General features: G+C 63.3%; 15 protein-coding genes. 6 read left to right on the top strand and 9 right to left on the bottom strand.

Annotated elements, in window-relative coordinates; genetic code table 11:
* Positions 1-46 precede the first annotated feature (46 nt).
* From FXN63_RS18340 to FXN63_RS18375, 8 genes are all read right to left on the bottom strand, one after another.
* Positions 47-1,993, bottom strand: coding sequence for a TadA family conjugal transfer-associated ATPase (locus FXN63_RS18340; RefSeq protein WP_148816624.1), 1,947 nt, complete (start codon positions 1,991-1,993; stop codon positions 47-49).
* Entirely contained in the window at positions 1,990-3,384 is a 1,395-nt protein-coding gene (locus tag FXN63_RS18345) for a type II and III secretion system protein family protein (RefSeq protein ID WP_148816625.1), read from the bottom strand. The genes FXN63_RS18340 and FXN63_RS18345 overlap by 4 nt, the downstream gene beginning before the upstream one ends.
* Complete coding sequence (cpaB, locus tag FXN63_RS18350) at positions 3,381-4,442, bottom strand: Flp pilus assembly protein CpaB (RefSeq protein WP_148816626.1); 1,062 nt, start codon at positions 4,440-4,442, stop codon at positions 3,381-3,383. Before cpaB ends, FXN63_RS18345 begins: the two co-directional genes overlap by 4 nt.
* A 5-nt stretch (positions 4,443-4,447) precedes the next feature.
* Complete coding sequence (locus tag FXN63_RS18355) at positions 4,448-4,714, bottom strand: hypothetical protein (protein WP_148816627.1); 267 nt, start codon at positions 4,712-4,714, stop codon at positions 4,448-4,450.
* The gene (locus tag FXN63_RS18360) at positions 4,711-5,421 is read right to left on the bottom strand and encodes a hypothetical protein (RefSeq protein ID WP_148816628.1); all 711 of its coding nucleotides are present in this window, start codon (positions 5,419-5,421) and stop codon (positions 4,711-4,713) included. Before FXN63_RS18360 ends, FXN63_RS18355 begins: the two co-directional genes overlap by 4 nt.
* Before the next feature lie 71 nt (positions 5,422-5,492).
* The gene (locus FXN63_RS18365) at positions 5,493-6,275 is read right to left on the bottom strand and encodes a hypothetical protein (protein ID WP_148816629.1); all 783 of its coding nucleotides are present in this window, start codon (positions 6,273-6,275) and stop codon (positions 5,493-5,495) included.
* A 35-nt stretch (positions 6,276-6,310) separates the two neighbouring features.
* Positions 6,311-7,729 (bottom strand): hypothetical protein, encoded by a 1,419-nt coding sequence (locus tag FXN63_RS18370; RefSeq protein ID WP_148816630.1) that lies wholly within the window; start codon positions 7,727-7,729, stop codon positions 6,311-6,313.
* Positions 7,729-8,034, bottom strand: coding sequence for a hypothetical protein (locus tag FXN63_RS18375; protein WP_148816631.1), 306 nt, complete (start codon positions 8,032-8,034; stop codon positions 7,729-7,731). Before FXN63_RS18375 ends, FXN63_RS18370 begins: the two co-directional genes overlap by 1 nt.
* 194 nt (positions 8,035-8,228) lie before the next feature.
* Between FXN63_RS18375 and FXN63_RS18380 the strand changes: the two genes are divergently transcribed.
* The 3 genes from FXN63_RS18380 (at position 8,229) to FXN63_RS18390 (ending at position 11,686) form a co-directional block, all read left to right on the top strand.
* Positions 8,229-9,608 carry an MFS transporter gene (locus tag FXN63_RS18380; RefSeq protein WP_148816632.1) on the top strand — a complete coding sequence of 460 codons (1,380 nt, stop codon included), beginning with the start codon at positions 8,229-8,231 and terminating at the stop codon, positions 9,606-9,608.
* A 91-nt stretch (positions 9,609-9,699) separates the two neighbouring features.
* A complete protein-coding gene (locus FXN63_RS18385) occupies positions 9,700-10,524 on the top strand; it encodes an endonuclease (RefSeq protein WP_148816633.1) in 825 nt (274 codons plus the stop codon).
* Positions 10,525-10,555: 31 nt separating this feature from the next.
* Positions 10,556-11,686: an AGE family epimerase/isomerase gene (locus tag FXN63_RS18390; RefSeq protein WP_148816634.1), complete on the top strand. Its 1,131-nt coding sequence runs from the start codon at positions 10,556-10,558 to the stop codon at positions 11,684-11,686.
* A 55-nt stretch (positions 11,687-11,741) separates the two neighbouring features.
* Here the strand turns inward: FXN63_RS18390 and FXN63_RS18395 are convergent, their stop codons facing one another.
* A complete protein-coding gene (locus tag FXN63_RS18395; RefSeq protein WP_148816635.1) occupies positions 11,742-12,974 on the bottom strand; it encodes a cystathionine gamma-synthase family protein in 1,233 nt (410 codons plus the stop codon).
* Positions 12,975-13,215: 241 nt separating this feature from the next.
* On the opposite strand from FXN63_RS18395, the gene mdcA reads away from it, so the two are divergent.
* Genes mdcA through FXN63_RS18410 form a run of 3 tightly spaced genes read left to right on the top strand, consistent with a single transcriptional unit; the run spans position 13,216 to position 16,207 of the window.
* Complete coding sequence (gene mdcA / locus FXN63_RS18400; RefSeq protein ID WP_148816636.1) at positions 13,216-14,874, top strand: malonate decarboxylase subunit alpha; 1,659 nt, start codon at positions 13,216-13,218, stop codon at positions 14,872-14,874.
* Complete coding sequence (locus FXN63_RS18405) at positions 14,874-15,830, top strand: triphosphoribosyl-dephospho-CoA synthase (RefSeq protein ID WP_148816637.1); 957 nt, start codon at positions 14,874-14,876, stop codon at positions 15,828-15,830. The genes mdcA and FXN63_RS18405 overlap by 1 nt, the downstream gene beginning before the upstream one ends.
* Positions 15,831-15,889: 59 nt before the next feature.
* Positions 15,890-16,207, top strand: a complete 318-nt coding sequence (locus tag FXN63_RS18410; protein ID WP_148816638.1) for a malonate decarboxylase subunit delta — start codon at positions 15,890-15,892, stop codon at positions 16,205-16,207.
* Positions 16,208-16,229 lie beyond the last annotated feature (22 nt).

A 16,229-nucleotide genomic window follows, 5' to 3' on the forward strand; every position in this document is an offset into this window, starting at 1 on the left:
ACCCTCCTTGGCAGGAACACCAGGCACCACGCATCGACACCAATCCTCATAGCGTGTGCCGAGCGCCACGCGCTGGTGCGCTACCGAAGAACAGGTCGGTATCGATATCCACACCGGCCTCGCGCCACTCGGTGAACATGGTGGGAATCAAGCCGCACCCCACGAACAGCCCGTCCGGCGACGCCGCATCCCGAGATGGCTGGAAACGGAACAATTCCTGCAATTGAATGCGCCCGCTCTCCATGCCGGTAAGTTCGACAATGGAAGTGATGCGTCGACGGCCATCAGACGCCCGCGTCTGCTGAATCACGATGTCGATGGCCGATGCGATCTGTTCACGTATCGCAGTCAGCGGCAAATCCATGCCGGCCATCAACACCAGGGTTTCCAGGCGCGCAATCGCGTCGCGCGGCGTGTTCGCGTGCAAGGTGGTCAGCGAGCCTTCGTGGCCGGTGTTCATGGCCTGAAGCATGTCCAGCGCTTCGGCTCCCCGGCACTCGCCGATCACGATGCGATCCGGGCGCATGCGCAGCGCATTGCGCACCAGATCCCGGATCAGAATGGCACCCCGACCTTCCAGATTGGCCGGGCGTGACTCCAGGCTGACCAGGTGCGGATGCCGCAGTCGCAGTTCGGCCGCATCTTCAATCGTGACGATGCGTTCACCCAGCGGGATGAAGTTGGACAACACGTTCAGCAGCGTAGTCTTGCCGGACCCCGTGCCGCCTGACACCAGCACATTGCAACGCTGCTCGACGCAGCAATTCAAGAACCGCGCCATGGCCGTATCGACGGCCCCGACGGCGATCAGGTCTTCGATCCCCAGTCTGCGCTTAGAGAATTTTCGGATGGTGAGCGACGCACCGCGCAACGCCACCGGCGCGATCACGGCGTTGACCCGCGAGCCATCGCGCAGCCGGGCGTCCACCATCGGTGAACTCTCATCGATCCGGCGTCCTAACGGGGCCACAATCCGCTCGATCACGCCCAGCACCGCGCGTTCGCTGCTGAAGCCTGTCGGATGGCGGCGAAGCTTGCCCGAGCGCTCGACGAATATCTCGTCAAAGCGGTTCACCATGATTTCCGTCACCGCATCGTCGGCCAGCAAGCCTTCCAGCGGGCCAAGGCCAACGGCTTCATCCAGCACGTGTTGGCGCAGCACATTGCGGTCGATGTCGGGTGGAAGTTCCGGGTCGGTTTCGATCAGTTGCGACAGCAGGCGACCGGCTTCTTCTCGCAGTACGGCGTCGCTCATGCTCGACACATCGCGACGGCGCAGGTCCAGCCCGTCCAGCAGGCGAGAATGCAGACGTCGTCGCCATCTAAGGTCATCGGCAGCGGCGATCTGCTCGGTTGGTACATCGGGCACAGGAATCTCTGCTGATCGCGGGGATACGTCGGTGCGCGGTGTTGTCGGCAAAAACTGATCAGGCGTTTGATGGACGATACGTGTCTGCGTCAAAGACACAGCAGGTGCAGCCACGCCCTCCTTCCCTGCGAGCAGCGACTTGCGATGATGCGCAACGTCTTGATCTACCGCATCCGCAGCCTGACGCGTATTGCCCTGTTGCATGGTCCCCTGACGCGAATTGATTTCAGGCACATCCCGCGTGGGTACCGTGTCACGTGGGGCATCAACCCCACCATGGTCGGACGTCATGAACGCATCCCCACCCGCATATACCTCGCCCGCTTCCGCCGCCTCTGCCACGGTGCGAACCTGCAACATCGCCCCGCCGATGAATATCTCGTCATCGGGTTGCAGCGGCCCGTAACGCGTGATGCGGCGGGCGTTGACCTGGGTGCCGGCCAACGAACCCAGGTCTTCGATATCCACACCTGCCGGCGTGCGACTCAGCCGCGCGTGGGAGCGCGCCACACGCCAGCCCGGCACCCGTATCGGGCAGGCATCGCTGCGCCCGATCAACACCGGCGAGTCACCCCGCCACACACGCCGACTGCCATCTTCCGCAGTAATGACAACATCGATCATTGCGGCTCCAGCAGGAAAGGATCACGATTGGCCGGGCCGTGCAAGGTCAGCGGCTCGGTAAAGGTCTGCTCCAACGCACGGTTGGCGCGTGTCACCGGTGCGGCGGAATCCGGGTGGGCAGGTGTCACCACCACCGGCGTCACGAACACCACCAGTTCGGTTTCGCGCAGCTGATAACGACGCGACCGGAACAGCGCGCCCAGCACCGGCAGTTCGGACAAGCCCGGCACCTTGTCCACGTCTTCCGCATGTTCACGTGACAGAAAGCCGCTCAACACCAGCGTCTCGCCGGATCGCACGTTGAACTCGGTCTCGGTGCGGCGCGTCTTCAAAGCCGGCCCGCTCGTTGCCGCGACCGACAGATCGACCGAACTGACCTCGATCTCAATCAACGAACGCACAGTGCCTTGCTGGTCGACACGCGGTGTAATGCCAAGCGTCACGCCGTATGGTTTGAAGGTGGTCGATGAAGCACCGTTTCGGTCCACCGTGGCGTATGGCACTTCACCGCCCGCCTGGAAGCGAGCGGTGGAACCACTTCGCGCAGACAGCTTTGGTTCGGCCAGCACCACCGCATCGCCAGCCTGCGCCATGGCGGTCAACCTGGCCTGCAACAGCGCATTCAAACCGAAGTAGCCAAGTGGGCCGCCGCTGGACGGAAACGGGGCATCCAGCGGGCTTTCGCCCGGTCGGGATTGCAGACGACGCCCGCCTGCTTCATAGGCCACCCCGGTGGTAAGGCCGCCCGTCGAGGTCTGGTCCCAGCGCAAACCCAATTCCTGCACTTTCGAACGCGGAATCTCCACCACTTTCACGTCGATCGAAATCATGCTTTCCCAGCCAAGCTGACCGGTGAAGTCGATGATCTGCGGATACCGCTTGGCCAAGGTGGCGATGCGCGACCGATCAATCTCGGACAGGTCATCGCCCTCGATGATCAGCTTGTCGCCCACCGGGGTACTGCGCGCATTCGGAATGCGCGTCAGAAACGCGGCCAGTTCCTGCTGCACGCGGCGCGTATCGGCAGGCAGCACATTCACATGAATACGCCGGGACCGGCCGTCGCGCTGCCAGATCACCAACGTGGAATTACCCGCCTGTTTGGCGAACAGCACCACCTCCTTGCCCTCGGCCGGTGCTGCGCTCAACACGCGGCCATTGCCTACCGCCACGCGACCCAGATCGGGCGCATCGACAATCTGCGACTCGCCTACCAGCATGTCGATATCGGGTTCATCCGTGGCGGCCGACGCCGATGCCACTGGCGGCGGAATCGGTTCCGTCATCCTGAACGCGGGGGGCGCAGGCGGTACGGCGTGCGCAGGCATGACATGCGCGAACATGACCAAGGCCATCGCGAACCAGCACGGCAACATACAACGACGGTTCATCGTGTCCCCCGGGGCGCAAGCGGATTCAAGGGCAACATATCGGTCTGGCCAGCAGCCTGTTCGATCAGGGATGCAGCGAGCTGTCCACCCGAGATTGAGGGTGCGGCGTCTCCCACGCCTGGCGCAAGCATCGAGTCGGGCCCGGCAAGCGGCATGCTCAACATTGGCGTGCCGGTGCCGGGCACATAGGTGGGCAGTGCGACAGCGGGCAATTCGATATTGCCTGGTTCGTCATCACCAGCAGACCCTGCCGAGGCCAAGGACGGCATCTGCTTGACGGCCTGATCGCCGTACACCACCGCAACCCGCGCGGGTCGCCGCACTGGTGCAGGCTGAATGCCGAAGATGGCGGGCAAATCACCGGACTGGGTTGGTCCTTTTGCCTGTGCATCTTTGGCACCACGCAGCACGGCGGAAATCGTGCCACCCTGACGCGCCACGATCAGCTTCACGGCTTCTTCCGGGGTCGTGTCGAGCGTCACGGTGGAAAACGTGCGTTCGGCTTCGCCAGCCGCTGCTGGCACGATCTGCCTCCCGGTTGCCAACACATGCACGGCGGGCAGCAACAGCCTGGTCACCCGTTTGCGCTGGTGATCGAACGACACGTACACATCGATCACGTCACTGGGCACCAGCATGCCCGACACCGAACTGATCTCATCGACGGCCAACGTGATTGCCCGTCGCCCTTCGCGCAGTTGCGACGAGAACGGTGCGGCACGCCCTGCCGACAGGTGTGACCACAGAATGGGCTCGCCACGACGCACGGCGTGGCCCAGCGACGCCGCATCGATCTGCACGAATTGCTCGGGGGTGATGGCGCTGTCCGATGCCCATTCGCGCGGCATGTCGCGCGTGGCTACCGTGTCGGCGCTGATCTTGGCACCCGGCATCAGGTCGGTGGCGGCCACGACCACCGTTACCATCGGCACACGGCCTTCCGCTTCGATGCGGGCCACCTGGCCGGCAATGTAATGACGCGTGCTCCACGCCGCCAAGCCACCGGCACACAGCGCAACCGCCAACAGCAGGAAACGCGGATCAAGATATTTACGCATGACGCTTACCCCGCTAGGCTCAGCGCGTAGCCGAAGCCGCGTTGAAAGCGGCGCAAGCCATCGACGAAGGCGGAGGCAAGTCCGCCGTCTTCGCCAAACAGGCCCAGGCCGACCGCACCGCCGATCAAGGCCACCACGATGATGATCGCCTCGACACTGGCCTGACCTGCGGCGTGATGTCGGCCAAGTCCGCGAGACACATCACCACCCCGACACCGTGGCAAACGGACAGGGCGAACACCTGCACTGCGCAGGAAAACCGGGCGCTTCATCGAACCTCTCCAATACGAACATGACTGAGCCAATCGCCCAGCTTTTCCGGCAAGATGCGCAGACCGGCATTCGCCGGGTCTGTCTGCAACACGAAAACCGAACTACCAGATGCCTGCCGGTCGGTGACCAGCGCAAGCGTGGACCCGTTGTGCTGCCAGAAACTGCTGGCGGGCCATGACAGGGGTTGCGGTCCACACGGGGTACTGACCATCGTGCGGTCCATGCGCCAGCCCTGACGCTGCAAGGCTGCACACAGGCGCTGATGCAGCACCGGTGCCGAGCTGGTTCCGGTCAGCACCTGCTGGCGCACCACACCCGTGTCGTCGCGGGTGGCGACATCCATGCGCACCTCCATGCCCGCAGGCTGCCAGCGCAGCGCAGGCAGCGTCGGGCGCTGCTGAAGATCGATTGCCGACGCGCTGCCATGAGTACGGGTGGCACTGGTGGCAACCAGGCGAACCAGCCAATGCACGTCGCCTGCCTTGCCTGCCATCAGCAAGCCGTCGGGCATGGCTTGCAATTGCGGGGGAGCGGAAACTTGCGCGATCAGTCCGACCGCCACATCTGCGATATTGGCGGGTACCTCGAAGGTCTTCAGCGATGCCTGACGCCCGAAAAGCCACATCGCATTGGTGTCGATGGCCTCCGTGCTGCCCGCAGGCAACTGCCAATCAGGGCCAAGCGCCCGTGCGGGTGACGTGGTCATCGTTGCTGCGATGCCAAATGCAAACAGCAGGCGAAAAAAACCCTGGGCTAGGCAATGGTTTATGCGGCGAATCATCGGGCATCCACTGCGTTTGCCGGCACCAATCCCAACCACGGGCTAAGCCAGTCGAAATTAGGTGCGGGACGTTGCCAGCCGGCATCCAAGGGCTGCAAAGCAGAGGTAGCCGACCGCCCTGTCTGCACAGATTGCGTGGCATTGGCCGACCAAGCCAGACGCGACGAAGCCATGGTTGTTTGCGCTGCGCTATCGCTACCTGCATGGCCGACGCCTGCAAGAATCGCAATGCGCCGGTGAATCGGCGGCGTGATGCCACCCGTCCACAAGGTGCCAAGACCGTTGGAGGATGTGCTGGTATTGCCAGGCTTGCCTGAACTGGCCCCTGTGCCCGCGACGGGCGCCACACGCACCCGCGCGGTGACGATGCCCGCATCCAACCCCCAATCCTGGCGCAGTTGGCGGGCGTGCGCGTTCTGGCCCCCGATCTGCCAGTTTGCGCTCGCATCATTGGCGACCGTGACCGAGGCACCCAACCCGCTGCCGTCCAGCGTCAGCATGGCGCGGCCACCGCGATCGGTCCATCGCTGGTTGGCGTTCTGGAACGGATACGCCGTGGCACGGGCCGGGTCGGGCGCGCCGCGCACCGTGGCAAAGGCCACGCCGCTTGCCGCATGCATGCTTTGCAGGCTCAGGTCTTGATAGCGGCCCAGCACAGGGATCAATACGAAGAGACCGGCAAGTGCGACCATGCCAATCAGCGCTTCGGTCAGGCTTTGTCCCTTGGCACGCGAAGCGATGAAAGCAGCTTTGACCAATGCAGTTTCTTGCACGCGCATGGATGCTGCCTGTCGTGCTATCAGACGATGCGCACTCATTTGAACCCCTGCAAACTACGCGCCAACACGCGCTCTTCCTGACGCACCGGCACCAGTCGGGCCTGCCAGTAAGGCTGGAACAGATTGGCCCGCTCGCCGCGTCCATCCGGGCGCGGCGCAGGTCGCACGTAATAGGTTTCGGCGGCTGCCATTGCAGCCATGTCGCCACCGGCCGTATGCGTGCCGATATGCAGCTTGTCCACGCCCGCTTTCACACGGCTGCTGCCGTCGGTCGTCGGCAAGCGCGCCTGCGGTTCCCGCAGACGCAGCACAAAACGCACGCTGTCTCGCCCACTGCTCAACCCTGCATTCGCCGGCAATCCGCGACCACCCAGCCGAACCGGTTCCGTAAACGCCCAGGCCTGCCCCAAGGGATTGCTGCTGCCACCGAAAATGTTCCAGTTCGACTGCCGCGTGGCCCAGCGCCAGAAGTCTTCCTGGCTGAAGTCAGTCGGCACAGCGTCTTCAACCATGCCTTCGATTTCTTCCACCACGTCCAGCGGGTTGCCCGTGGTTTGCGCCAACGCGCGGCCCATCGGGTATTCGCGGAAGTAGCAGCCAATCCACTGGTTCGAACGCAGCGCATGCCAGGACTGGGTGTCGGTAGCCTCCCAGCCCTCCAGGCCCAGTTGCTGCGTAGCGCCGTTCCGGCGCAGCTCGTGGCGCAGCCAGGGGCAACGCGCACTGACTGGGAGCAGGCTGCGGGCAATGTAATTGCGCGGACCAAGATAGTCGTAGGGTGCGACGGCCTGCGCGGCCACCGCACGAAGCGATTCACGTGCCGAGCCAGACTGCCATCGCAAGGTACCCGGCAGCGTGTCTGCCAGCACGTCGGCCAGCGGCGGTGTCCCGTCATAGTTCGCGGCAACCACAGCTTCGATGGCATCAAGCCGGCTTTGCGCCAAGGTATTGAATACTGCGCGCTGGGCGGTCATCAATACCTGGTGAACCGTTTGGTCGTGCGCATCGAATGCCCTGGCCAGCGCCGGCCTTTGGCCGACGGCACCTGCTGACTGCGCATAGGCGGTGCCGTGGGCAACGCCGAAGAAACTGGTGATCACGCCAAGCGGCGGATTCGATTGTGCCAACTGCAGCGCCTCGGTATCGCCAAAACGCGCCCAGGACGCCATGGTGACCAAGTGCGCCATGGCAACCTGATGCGCAAGCTGCGCCCGGTTCACGTACGCATGAAAATTCAAGGCCCGCGCCTGGATCACCGCACCGCTATAGGCAGCGGCATCGACAACATGAACCAGGCGCGTCTTGGCACCGATCAATTGACCGGCGTTGAACAGGTGAATCAACACAGCCGACCCAAGCACCAGCAGAAACAGGACAAGCACCAGCGCCTGTCCACGCACTGCGCTCGCACCGGACGGAAATCCGGCAGCAGGTGCCCAGGTGGCGCGCTTCATCACTGTGCGCCGCCCAGCGCCGCGTTACCTGTGAACGACTTCAGCGAGCGCGCGGCAGCCTGCGCCTTGGCCGTGCTGGCCGCCCCTTGCGCGGCCTGAGATTCGGCCGAACCGTCTTCACCCGCAATTTCCTGCACCATCGCTGCGGTCTGCGAGCGGATCACCTGGCCGAACAACTGATAAACGGCAATTGCCGCGACCGCGATCAGCGCCACGATGATGATGTACTCCGTCATACCCTGTCCGAGCTGCCTTTTTCCCTGCCCTTTACCCTGCGCCTTTCCCCACACCTTGCTCCGCACCATGCCTGCCTCCCGCGAACGCCGGCATCGCTGATTCACGACGCCCCGGGTCCGCACGAAAGCAGTCTCACGGCCGGGCCGATCCCGGACAATGCGCAGTAACCGACATGGATGAAGATGTCCTGACGATGCTCGCCTGCTGTTCTTCGGCACGACCCATGCTAAGTTCACGCCTTCCTCCGAAGGCCAGCATCACCATGTCCTCTCCTTCTTCCGCATCGCCCAAACCCTCTGTTGCCTCTCACCCGGGCCTGCCTGTCCCGCAGCGCTATTGGGCCATTGCCGCCTTGCTGTGCGGCATCGTCATGGCCGTGCTCGACGGTTCGATTGCCAATGTGTCCTTGCCAACCATTGCGCGCGACCTGGGCGGCACACCGGCCGAGGCAATCTGGGTGGTCAATGCGTATCAGCTGGCCGTGGTCGCCTGCCTGCTGCCGGTGTCGGCACTGGGTGATTCACTGGGCTATCGGCGCGTATTCCTTGGCGGCCTGACCATCTTCGTGATCGCGTCAGCCATGTGCCTGATGGCGAACTCGCTGCCCATGCTGATTGGTGCCCGCATTCTTCAGGGCGTGGGCGCAGCCGGCCTGATGGCGCTGAACGCAGCCTTGGTGCGCTTCACCTATCCCTCGAAAATGCTGGGCACTGCCGTGGGCATCTCGGCCATGACCGTGGCGGTGTCGTCTGCATTGGGCCCCACACTTAGTTCGCTGATTCTGTCAGTAGCCGACTGGCCCTGGCTGTTCGGCATCAACGTGCCCCTGGGCTTGATGACAATGGCCATTGCATGGCGCAACCTGCCCTCGCCGCCCGCCTCGCATCGCAAGTTCGACTGGCAAAGTGCGCTGCTCAGCGGCACCACGTTTGCGCTGCTGTTTCTGGGTGTTGACCACTTGTTCGAACGGCCGGGCATGGGCTTGCTGGGCATTGGTGCTGCAGCCATTGCCGCGTGGTTGCTGTATCGCCGTGCGCTGTCGCAGCCACTGCCCTTGCTGCCGCTGGACCTGCTGCGCATTCCGCGCTTTGCGTTTTCCGTGGTGGCTTCAATCTGCGCCTTCAGCGCGCAAATGCTGGGCTTTGTGTCGCTGCCCTTCTACTTGCAGGAACTGGGCCGCAGTCAGGTCGAAACCGGTTTCCTGATGACGCCTTGGCCGCTTGCGGTTGCGGTGGCCGCCCCCTTGGCAGGTCGTTTGTCGGACCGTCTGTCGGCAGCCACGCTATGTTCGCTGGGCGGCATCATGATGGCCGCCGGCCTGGCGGTGTTGGCCCTGCTGCCTGCCGGTGCAGGCAACGGCAGCATTCTGTTCGGCATGGTGCTCACGGGCCTGGGCTTTGGTTTCTTCCAATCGCCCAACAACCGCGCCATGCTGAGTTCGGCACCGCTGTCGCGCAGCGGCGCGGCCGGTGGCCTGCAATCCACCGCGCGGCTGTTCGGTCAGTCCCTGGGCACTGCAATCGTGGCACTTAGCTTTGCCGCCATGAGCACCCACGGCGCAACCATGGCGCTGGTGTTTGGCGTCGTGGCAGCCTTGGCGGCAGCAGCTGTCAGCGCTTCACGCCGCTTCGGAAATGGCTGAACGAATCAGTAAGTAAAAAGCCCGGCCGTGGGATATTTTGATCCTACCCATGTGGTCAAATTGACGGCCGGTTTTTTCTTTGTCGATTCACATGTTTTTGCTTGGCCGTATCGTTGGTGGCTTTCCGTTCTTGCGTTCCGCACTGTCTGTAGATCTGCACCGAATTCGCACCACCGCGCTGTTTCGCAGCGCCCTTGTCTCCCTCTCGCTGCTTGCTGCGTCGCCAGCACCCGCAGCCCCCTCACCTGACGCACCGCTTGTCACCCGCAAAGCCGATGTTGGTCATCGTGACTTCCGCCGCGCCAAGGAAATCCTGCCGGCCATCTACACCGGCATGCAGGAAGACTTCTATTGCGGCTGCAAGTACGAAGGCAAGGACATGAATCTGGCCTCGTGCGGCTATCAGGTCCGCAAACAGGCTGCGCGTGCCAGCAAGCTTGAATGGGAACACGTGGTGGCCGCCTGGGCGTTGGGTCATCAACGCCAATGCTGGCAGAACGGCGGACGCAAGGCCTGTGGGGACGATCCGGTATTCGCGCGGGCCGAAGGCGATCTGGTGAACCTGGTGCCCTCGATCGGTGAGGTCAACGGTGATCGCAGCAACCTGCCCTTCAGCGTCTGGACGCAGCGCCCGGACACCATTTATGGCCAATGCCAGACGGTGGTCGATTTCAAGGCACGTGCCGTGCAGCCCCGGCCTGAAGTGCGCGGCCGCATCGCGCGCATCTACATGTACATGCACGAAACCTATTCCCTGCGCATGAGCCGACAGGACAAACAGCTGATGTGCGCCTGGGCGCGCAGCATGCCGGTGGACCAGTGGGAACTGACCCGCGACCGCCGCATCGTTGCACGCCAAGGCACCGGCAACCGCTTTGTGACCGATCCGAAAGCGGTTGCTACCTACTGCGCTTAGCCAAACGCCGATTTACGGGTACATTGCGCGCATGCCTTTTTCTGCTTCCTCGCCGCCCAGCGCGGCTTTCGCCACCTGGGTGGACAACGTTCTGATGCCGATGTGGCGTGATCAGGGCGTTGATGCGCGCACGGGTTTTGCGTTCGAAGCGCTGGATCGCCAGCGCCAGCCGGTGGTCAGCGGCTTCCATCGCACGATGGTTGCCGCTCGCCTGGGCTACTTCTACGCCCGCTGCGCAGCCCGGCAACCGCAGGACCCACGCTGGCGTGAACTGGCGGCCACGCAGATCGGTTTGCTGGATGGCGCTTTCCGCGATACGAAGCACGGTAGCTGGCACTACAGCATCAAGCCCGACGGCACGCCGCACGATGCCGCCAAGGATTTGTACACCCACGCGTTTGCGATCTTTGCATTGGCCGAATACGCCGGGCTGACGGGCGACGATCGCTGGCTGGCGAAGGCCGACGAAGCCTTGACTGGCCTGGACAAGTTCGCCGCCCCGCAAGGTGGATGGTGGGCGCGCATGAGCAGCGATTTCCAGACGGGCATCGACGCGCCGGCGCAAAACCCGTTGATGCATTGCTTCGAGGCCGTCAGCCACTTGCATCGACACAGCGCTGCCCCCGCGCATCTGGCACGGCTGAAAGACATTGCGCAGGTGATGCAGCAGCAATTTGTGGTGCCTGAACGTGACCGTCTTCTGGAGTTGCCGTTAGGTACGCCAGACAATCGCGTGGAACCAGGCCACCAATTCGAGTGGTTCAGCTTGGCTGCAGCAAGCCCGCTCGCCGAGCCGCTGGGCGTGGCACCAGGGGGGTTGGTATACCGCATGTTGCAGCGCGCGCTGTACGAAGGGCTGACGCAAGACAATCTGGTGCCGCTGGCCTGCACACCGGACTACGCTATCAAAGATCCGGTACACCGGGTGTGGACCCAACTGGAATTCATCCGTGCCGCCCACACTGCGTATCGGCTGCACGGGGATGCAAGCTTTGCCGAAGCCCGCGACCGGGGGCTGGCGGCATTGGAAACGCACTTTCTGCAAGCAGATGGCTGGTTTGAAGTCATCCATGCCGGCCGGGTGCTGCGCGCCGAACAACCGGGCAGCAGCCCGTATCACTTCATGACCTGCGTGGACGATCTGTACCCGGCATTGCGCTGAATACGGATCGTCCGGGTTTGCGCTGACGCTTCATGCAGCGTCAGCGCAAACCGACTTACACCGCGTCCAGCGCGTTGTTGAAGTCGCGCAGCAGGTCTTCCGGGTCTTCGATGCCAATCGACAGGCGCACCAGGCCATCGGCAATACCCATTTGCGCGCGACGTGCCGCACCCATCTCGAAGTAGATGGTGGTGGCGACCGGGATCGCCAGCGTGCGGTTGTCGCCCAGGTGGGTAGACGAAACCACCAGGTCCAGCTCGTTCAGGAACTTGACCGGATCGATGCCGTCGATCAGCTCGATGCTGAGCAGCGAACCGAAGCTGCGGAACAAGGACTTGGCGCGCGCATGCTGCGGGTGGTTTTCCAGGCCGGGGTAATACACGGCCGAGACCTTCGGATGCGCGGCGAACAGACGCGCCAGTTGCAGCGCGTTGTCGGACGAACGCGTCTGGCGCAGCGCCAGCGTTTCTGCGCCAATCGCAATGCGGTGTGCATTTTCGGCAGACAGCGACGCACCCATGTCGCGCAGGCCCTTCTTGCGGATCTGCGTCAGGCCGCGCATGGCGGGCTTGGCCGACTTGTAGGCGTCCAGAATGTTCGGATATTTTTCCCAGTCGAACAGACCGGTGTCGGTCACCGCACCGCCCAGCGCATTGCCGTGACCGTTGATGTGCTTGGTCAGCGAATTGATGACCAGGCTGGCACCGACCATCTTGGGGCGGAACAGGTAGGGCGAGGTCATGGTGTTGTCGACCACGTACAGCAGACCACGCGCGTGGCACAGTTCACCGATGCCAAGCAGGTCGGCAATCTGGGTGCGCGGATTGGCGATGGTCTCGACGAACACCATGCGCGTGTTCGGCTTCAGCGCGGCTTCGACGGCGGCGGCATCGGTGGCGTCAACATAGGTGACTTCCACGCCAAAACCTTCCAGCGTGCCAAACACACTGTTGGTATTGCCGAACAGGAACAGGCTGCTGACCACGTGATCGCCTGCGCGCAGCAAGGACGTGAAGGTCGAGCCGATGGCAGCCATGCCGGTGCCGAAGGAAACGGTGCCGATGCCGTCTTCCATCTTGGTGATCTTCGATTCAAGCGCGCCGGTGGTCGGCACGCCTTGACGGCCGTAGGCGTAGCCCGGCTGAAGACCCTGGAACACTTTCACCAGGTCGCCCGCATCCGGGTAACCAAAGGCCACAGCGGGATGCATGGGCTTGTGCATCGCGTTATGTTCGATCGGCGACTCAAGGTCAGAGTGAAGAATGGTGGTGGTAAAGCCAGCTTTCATATCGTCGTCCACGCCGCACTCGCGGCAGATGCTATGCCCGCCATCGGGAAAAGCCCTGATCATCGATTGAACCACAGCGCGCAAGGGAATGCCCGGTGCCACGCCGTGGAGAACCAGGAACTACCGGCACACGTTATCGGCAAACGTTAGGGATAAGCTAATGATTGCATCATTGATGTTATTGATGCGGTCATGGTAGCGAGCTACCGTGCCCTGACCCTCAGGGTATCCAGGAGACGACATGAGTCATTCCCCCCCGGCGCGTCGCTGGGACACCCGCCGCAGCGACAAACGTGACCGCCTTGCACGCGCTGCCCACTACGCCGACGGCAAGGTTATACCCACCACCGATATCGTGCCGCTGCTGGAATCGCTGCTGGTGCCTGGCGATCGGGTCGTGCTGGAAGGCAACAACCAGAAGCAGGCCGACTTCCTGTCGCGCGCGCTGGCCGCCGTTGATTCCAGCAAGGTCCATGACCTGCACATGATCATCCCGAGCGTCGGTCGGTCTGAACATCTCGATCTGTTCGAGCGCGGGATTGCCCGCAAGTTCGACTTCTCGTTCGCTGGCACGCAAAGCTTGCGGATCTCGCAATTGCTGGCCGACGGTGCGCTTGAGATCGGAGCCATCCACACTTACATCGAGCTTTACGCGCGCCTGTATGTGGACCTGACGCCGAACGTCGTGTTGATCGCCGGCTACCAAGCGGACCGCGAAGGCAACCTGTACACCGGTTCCAGTACCGAAGACACACCCGCGCTGGTCGAGGCTGCCGCCTTCCGCGACGGGATCGTGATCGCCCAGGTCAATGAAATCGTCGACGACCCGCGTGACCTGAAACGGGTGGACGTGCCCGGTTCGTGGATCGACCTGGTGGTGCAGTCCGATCGCCCGTTCTTCATGGAACCGCTGTTCACCCGCGACCCGCGCTTGATCAAGCCCATTCATGTGCTGATGGCCATGATGGCGATTCGTGGTGTGTATGAACGCCACCAGGTGCAGTCGCTGAACCACGGCATTGGTTTCAACACCGCTGCCATCGAGCTGATTCTGCCGACCTACGCCGAATCTCTGGGATTGAAGGGAAAGATATGCCGTAACTGGACACTGAACCCCCACCCCACCATGATTCCGGCCATCGAATCCGGCTGGGTGGAAAGCGTGCACTCGTTCGGCAGCGAGCTTGGCATGGAACGTTACGTGGCCGCCCGGCCCGACGTGTTCTTCACCGGCCAGGACGGCTCGATGCGATCGAACCGTGCGTTCTGCCAGCTTGCCGGGCAATACGCGGTGGACTTGTTCATCGGTTCGACCCTGCAGATCGACGGTGACGGTCATTCATCGACCGTCACGCGCGGCCGCCTGGCAGGCTTCGGAGGTGCCCCGAACATGGGCCACAATCCGGGCGGACGCCGCCATGCCACACCGGCCTGGCTGGACACGATCGAACCCGGCGACATGCTGGCACGCGGTCGCAAGCTGGTGGTGCAATTGGTGGAAACCTTCCAGGGTGGTGGCAAACCCACCTTTGTGGAAACGCTGGATGCCGTGCAGGTTGCCCGCGACAGCGGCATGCCGCTGGCCCCCATCATGATCTACGGCGACGACGTGACCCACGTGTTGACCGAAGAAGGCATTGCCTATCTGTACAAGGCAACGTCGCTCGAACAGCGTCGCGAAATGCTGGCTGCCGTGGCGGGTGTCACGCCCATCGGCATGCGCCACGACCCGGCACGCACCGCGAAGCTGCGCGCCGATGGCCTGGTTGCCCTGCCTGAAGACCTGGGCGTGGACCGCAAGCTGGCCACCCGTTCCTTGCTGGCCGCACGCAGCATGGCCGATCTGGTCGACTGGTCGGGCGGTCTGTACGATCCGCCGGCCCGTTTCCGGAGCTGGTGATGTCGGACTCGCTGCCTTGGTCTGAACGCCCGGCGCGTGTGGCGGGTCGGTTTCCGAAAGAAGCCGCCACGTCGGATGGCAGCTTGGGGCAATCGTCGCGGGCAACTGGCCGTCAAGCCTGGCCTGCCCGGCCCGATGCCGTCACCCTGGCCGAGCTGGCCGTGCAGGCCTTGCTTGACGAAGCCACGCTCACCCCAAAACCCGGGCTGGTGGACTTGCGCGGCCGGGGTTCTCACACCGATATCCATATCGGACTGATGTGCGTCTCGGCCAATGCCTTGCGGCCGGGGCTGGAAGCCATGGCTTTGGCCGGTGCAGCAGACTGGCGCGACTTGCGGGTGTTGCGCGAACGCCTGGGTTTGCTGGGCCGCGCGACTGAAAGCGCGATGATGGCCGCAACCGAGGGCGTGAACACCCATCGCGGCGCAATCTGGGCGCTGGGCTTGCTGGTGGCTGCTGCCAACATGCCCAGCCGCTGCGGCGGGTTCCGCCCCGCCACGATTGCCAAGCGTGCCGGGGCAATCGCCAGCCAGCCAGACCGTTTTGCTGGTGACCCGGCAACCCACAAGGGTGGACGCGCGTGTGCGCAGTATGGGGTGGCAGGCGCACGGGGGCAGGCACAAGCCGGCTTTCCGCACGTCTTGCAATATGGTCTGCCCACCCTGCACGCCAGCCGACGACAAGGCGCAGAAGAATCCTGCGCTCGGCTCGATGCTTTGATGGCCATTCTTGCCAAGCTCGATGACACCTGCGTGTTAGCACGCGGTGGCCCGCACGCCCTGCGCAGCCTTCAAGACGCTGCAGCAAACATTCTGAAGGCGGGCGGCACTGCCACCTGCCGAGGCAAGCAACTGCTGAATCATATGGACAGCGAAGCCCTGCGCTTGGGGGTATCGCCAGGCGGTGCCGCCGACCTGCTGGCCGCCACGCTGTTCCTGGACAGCCTGACCGTCTGATCTGCTGCGCTTGATCTGCACTTGATCTGCGCTTGATTTGCATACCTGGAGCATTGCTCATGGAACAACTGGATTTCGACTACACCGCGAGCACGCCACCTGTCACCCGTACCTTGGTCGGCGTTGTCGGCTCGGGCGACCTGGAAGTCCTGGTCGAACCCGGCCAGAGTGGCCGTACCCGCATTCGCGTCACCACCTCGGTCGACGGTTTTGCCGCCACTTGGCGTGCTCAGCTCGATCGCGTCTTTGCAGACACGGCACTGCCTGCACTCGACATCGAGATCAATGATTTCGGCGCAACCCCCGGCGTGGTCGGCATGCGACTCGCTCAGGCCCTGGACACGCTGGCCGACGCCCGCCAGCAATCGAAGTCATGAGGGCACCGTATGAAGAGTCAAG

Origin of the sequence: Pigmentiphaga aceris, from assembly GCF_008119665.1 — a bacterium.
GTDB lineage: Bacteria > Pseudomonadota > Gammaproteobacteria > Burkholderiales > Burkholderiaceae_B > Pigmentiphaga > Pigmentiphaga aceris.

Excerpts from the sequence above, each read along its gene's own strand:
- FXN63_RS18385 (WP_148816633.1), top strand. The coding sequence starts at position 9,700 with ATGTTTTTGCTTGGCCGTATCGTTGGTGGCTTTCCGTTCTTGCGTTCC.
- cpaB (WP_148816626.1), bottom strand. The coding sequence starts at position 4,442 with ATGCGTAAATATCTTGATCCGCGTTTCCTGCTGTTGGCGGTTGCGCTG.
- FXN63_RS18355 (WP_148816627.1), bottom strand. The coding sequence starts at position 4,714 with ATGAAGCGCCCGGTTTTCCTGCGCAGTGCAGGTGTTCGCCCTGTCCGT.
- FXN63_RS18395 (WP_148816635.1), bottom strand. The coding sequence starts at position 12,974 with ATGAAAGCTGGCTTTACCACCACCATTCTTCACTCTGACCTTGAGTCG.
- FXN63_RS18410 (WP_148816638.1), top strand. The coding sequence starts at position 15,890 with ATGGAACAACTGGATTTCGACTACACCGCGAGCACGCCACCTGTCACC.
- mdcA (WP_148816636.1), top strand. The coding sequence starts at position 13,216 with ATGAGTCATTCCCCCCCGGCGCGTCGCTGGGACACCCGCCGCAGCGAC.
- FXN63_RS18405 (WP_148816637.1), top strand. The coding sequence starts at position 14,874 with ATGTCGGACTCGCTGCCTTGGTCTGAACGCCCGGCGCGTGTGGCGGGT.
- FXN63_RS18360 (WP_148816628.1), bottom strand. The coding sequence starts at position 5,421 with ATGACCACGTCACCCGCACGGGCGCTTGGCCCTGATTGGCAGTTGCCT.
- FXN63_RS18390 (WP_148816634.1), top strand. The coding sequence starts at position 10,556 with ATGCCTTTTTCTGCTTCCTCGCCGCCCAGCGCGGCTTTCGCCACCTGG.
- FXN63_RS18345 (WP_148816625.1), bottom strand. The coding sequence starts at position 3,384 with ATGAACCGTCGTTGTATGTTGCCGTGCTGGTTCGCGATGGCCTTGGTC.
- FXN63_RS18365 (WP_148816629.1), bottom strand. The coding sequence starts at position 6,275 with ATGCGCGTGCAAGAAACTGCATTGGTCAAAGCTGCTTTCATCGCTTCG.
- FXN63_RS18380 (WP_148816632.1), top strand. The coding sequence starts at position 8,229 with ATGTCCTCTCCTTCTTCCGCATCGCCCAAACCCTCTGTTGCCTCTCAC.
- FXN63_RS18340 (WP_148816624.1), bottom strand. The coding sequence starts at position 1,993 with ATGATCGATGTTGTCATTACTGCGGAAGATGGCAGTCGGCGTGTGTGG.
- FXN63_RS18375 (WP_148816631.1), bottom strand. The coding sequence starts at position 8,034 with ATGGTGCGGAGCAAGGTGTGGGGAAAGGCGCAGGGTAAAGGGCAGGGA.
- FXN63_RS18370 (WP_148816630.1), bottom strand. The coding sequence starts at position 7,729 with ATGAAGCGCGCCACCTGGGCACCTGCTGCCGGATTTCCGTCCGGTGCG.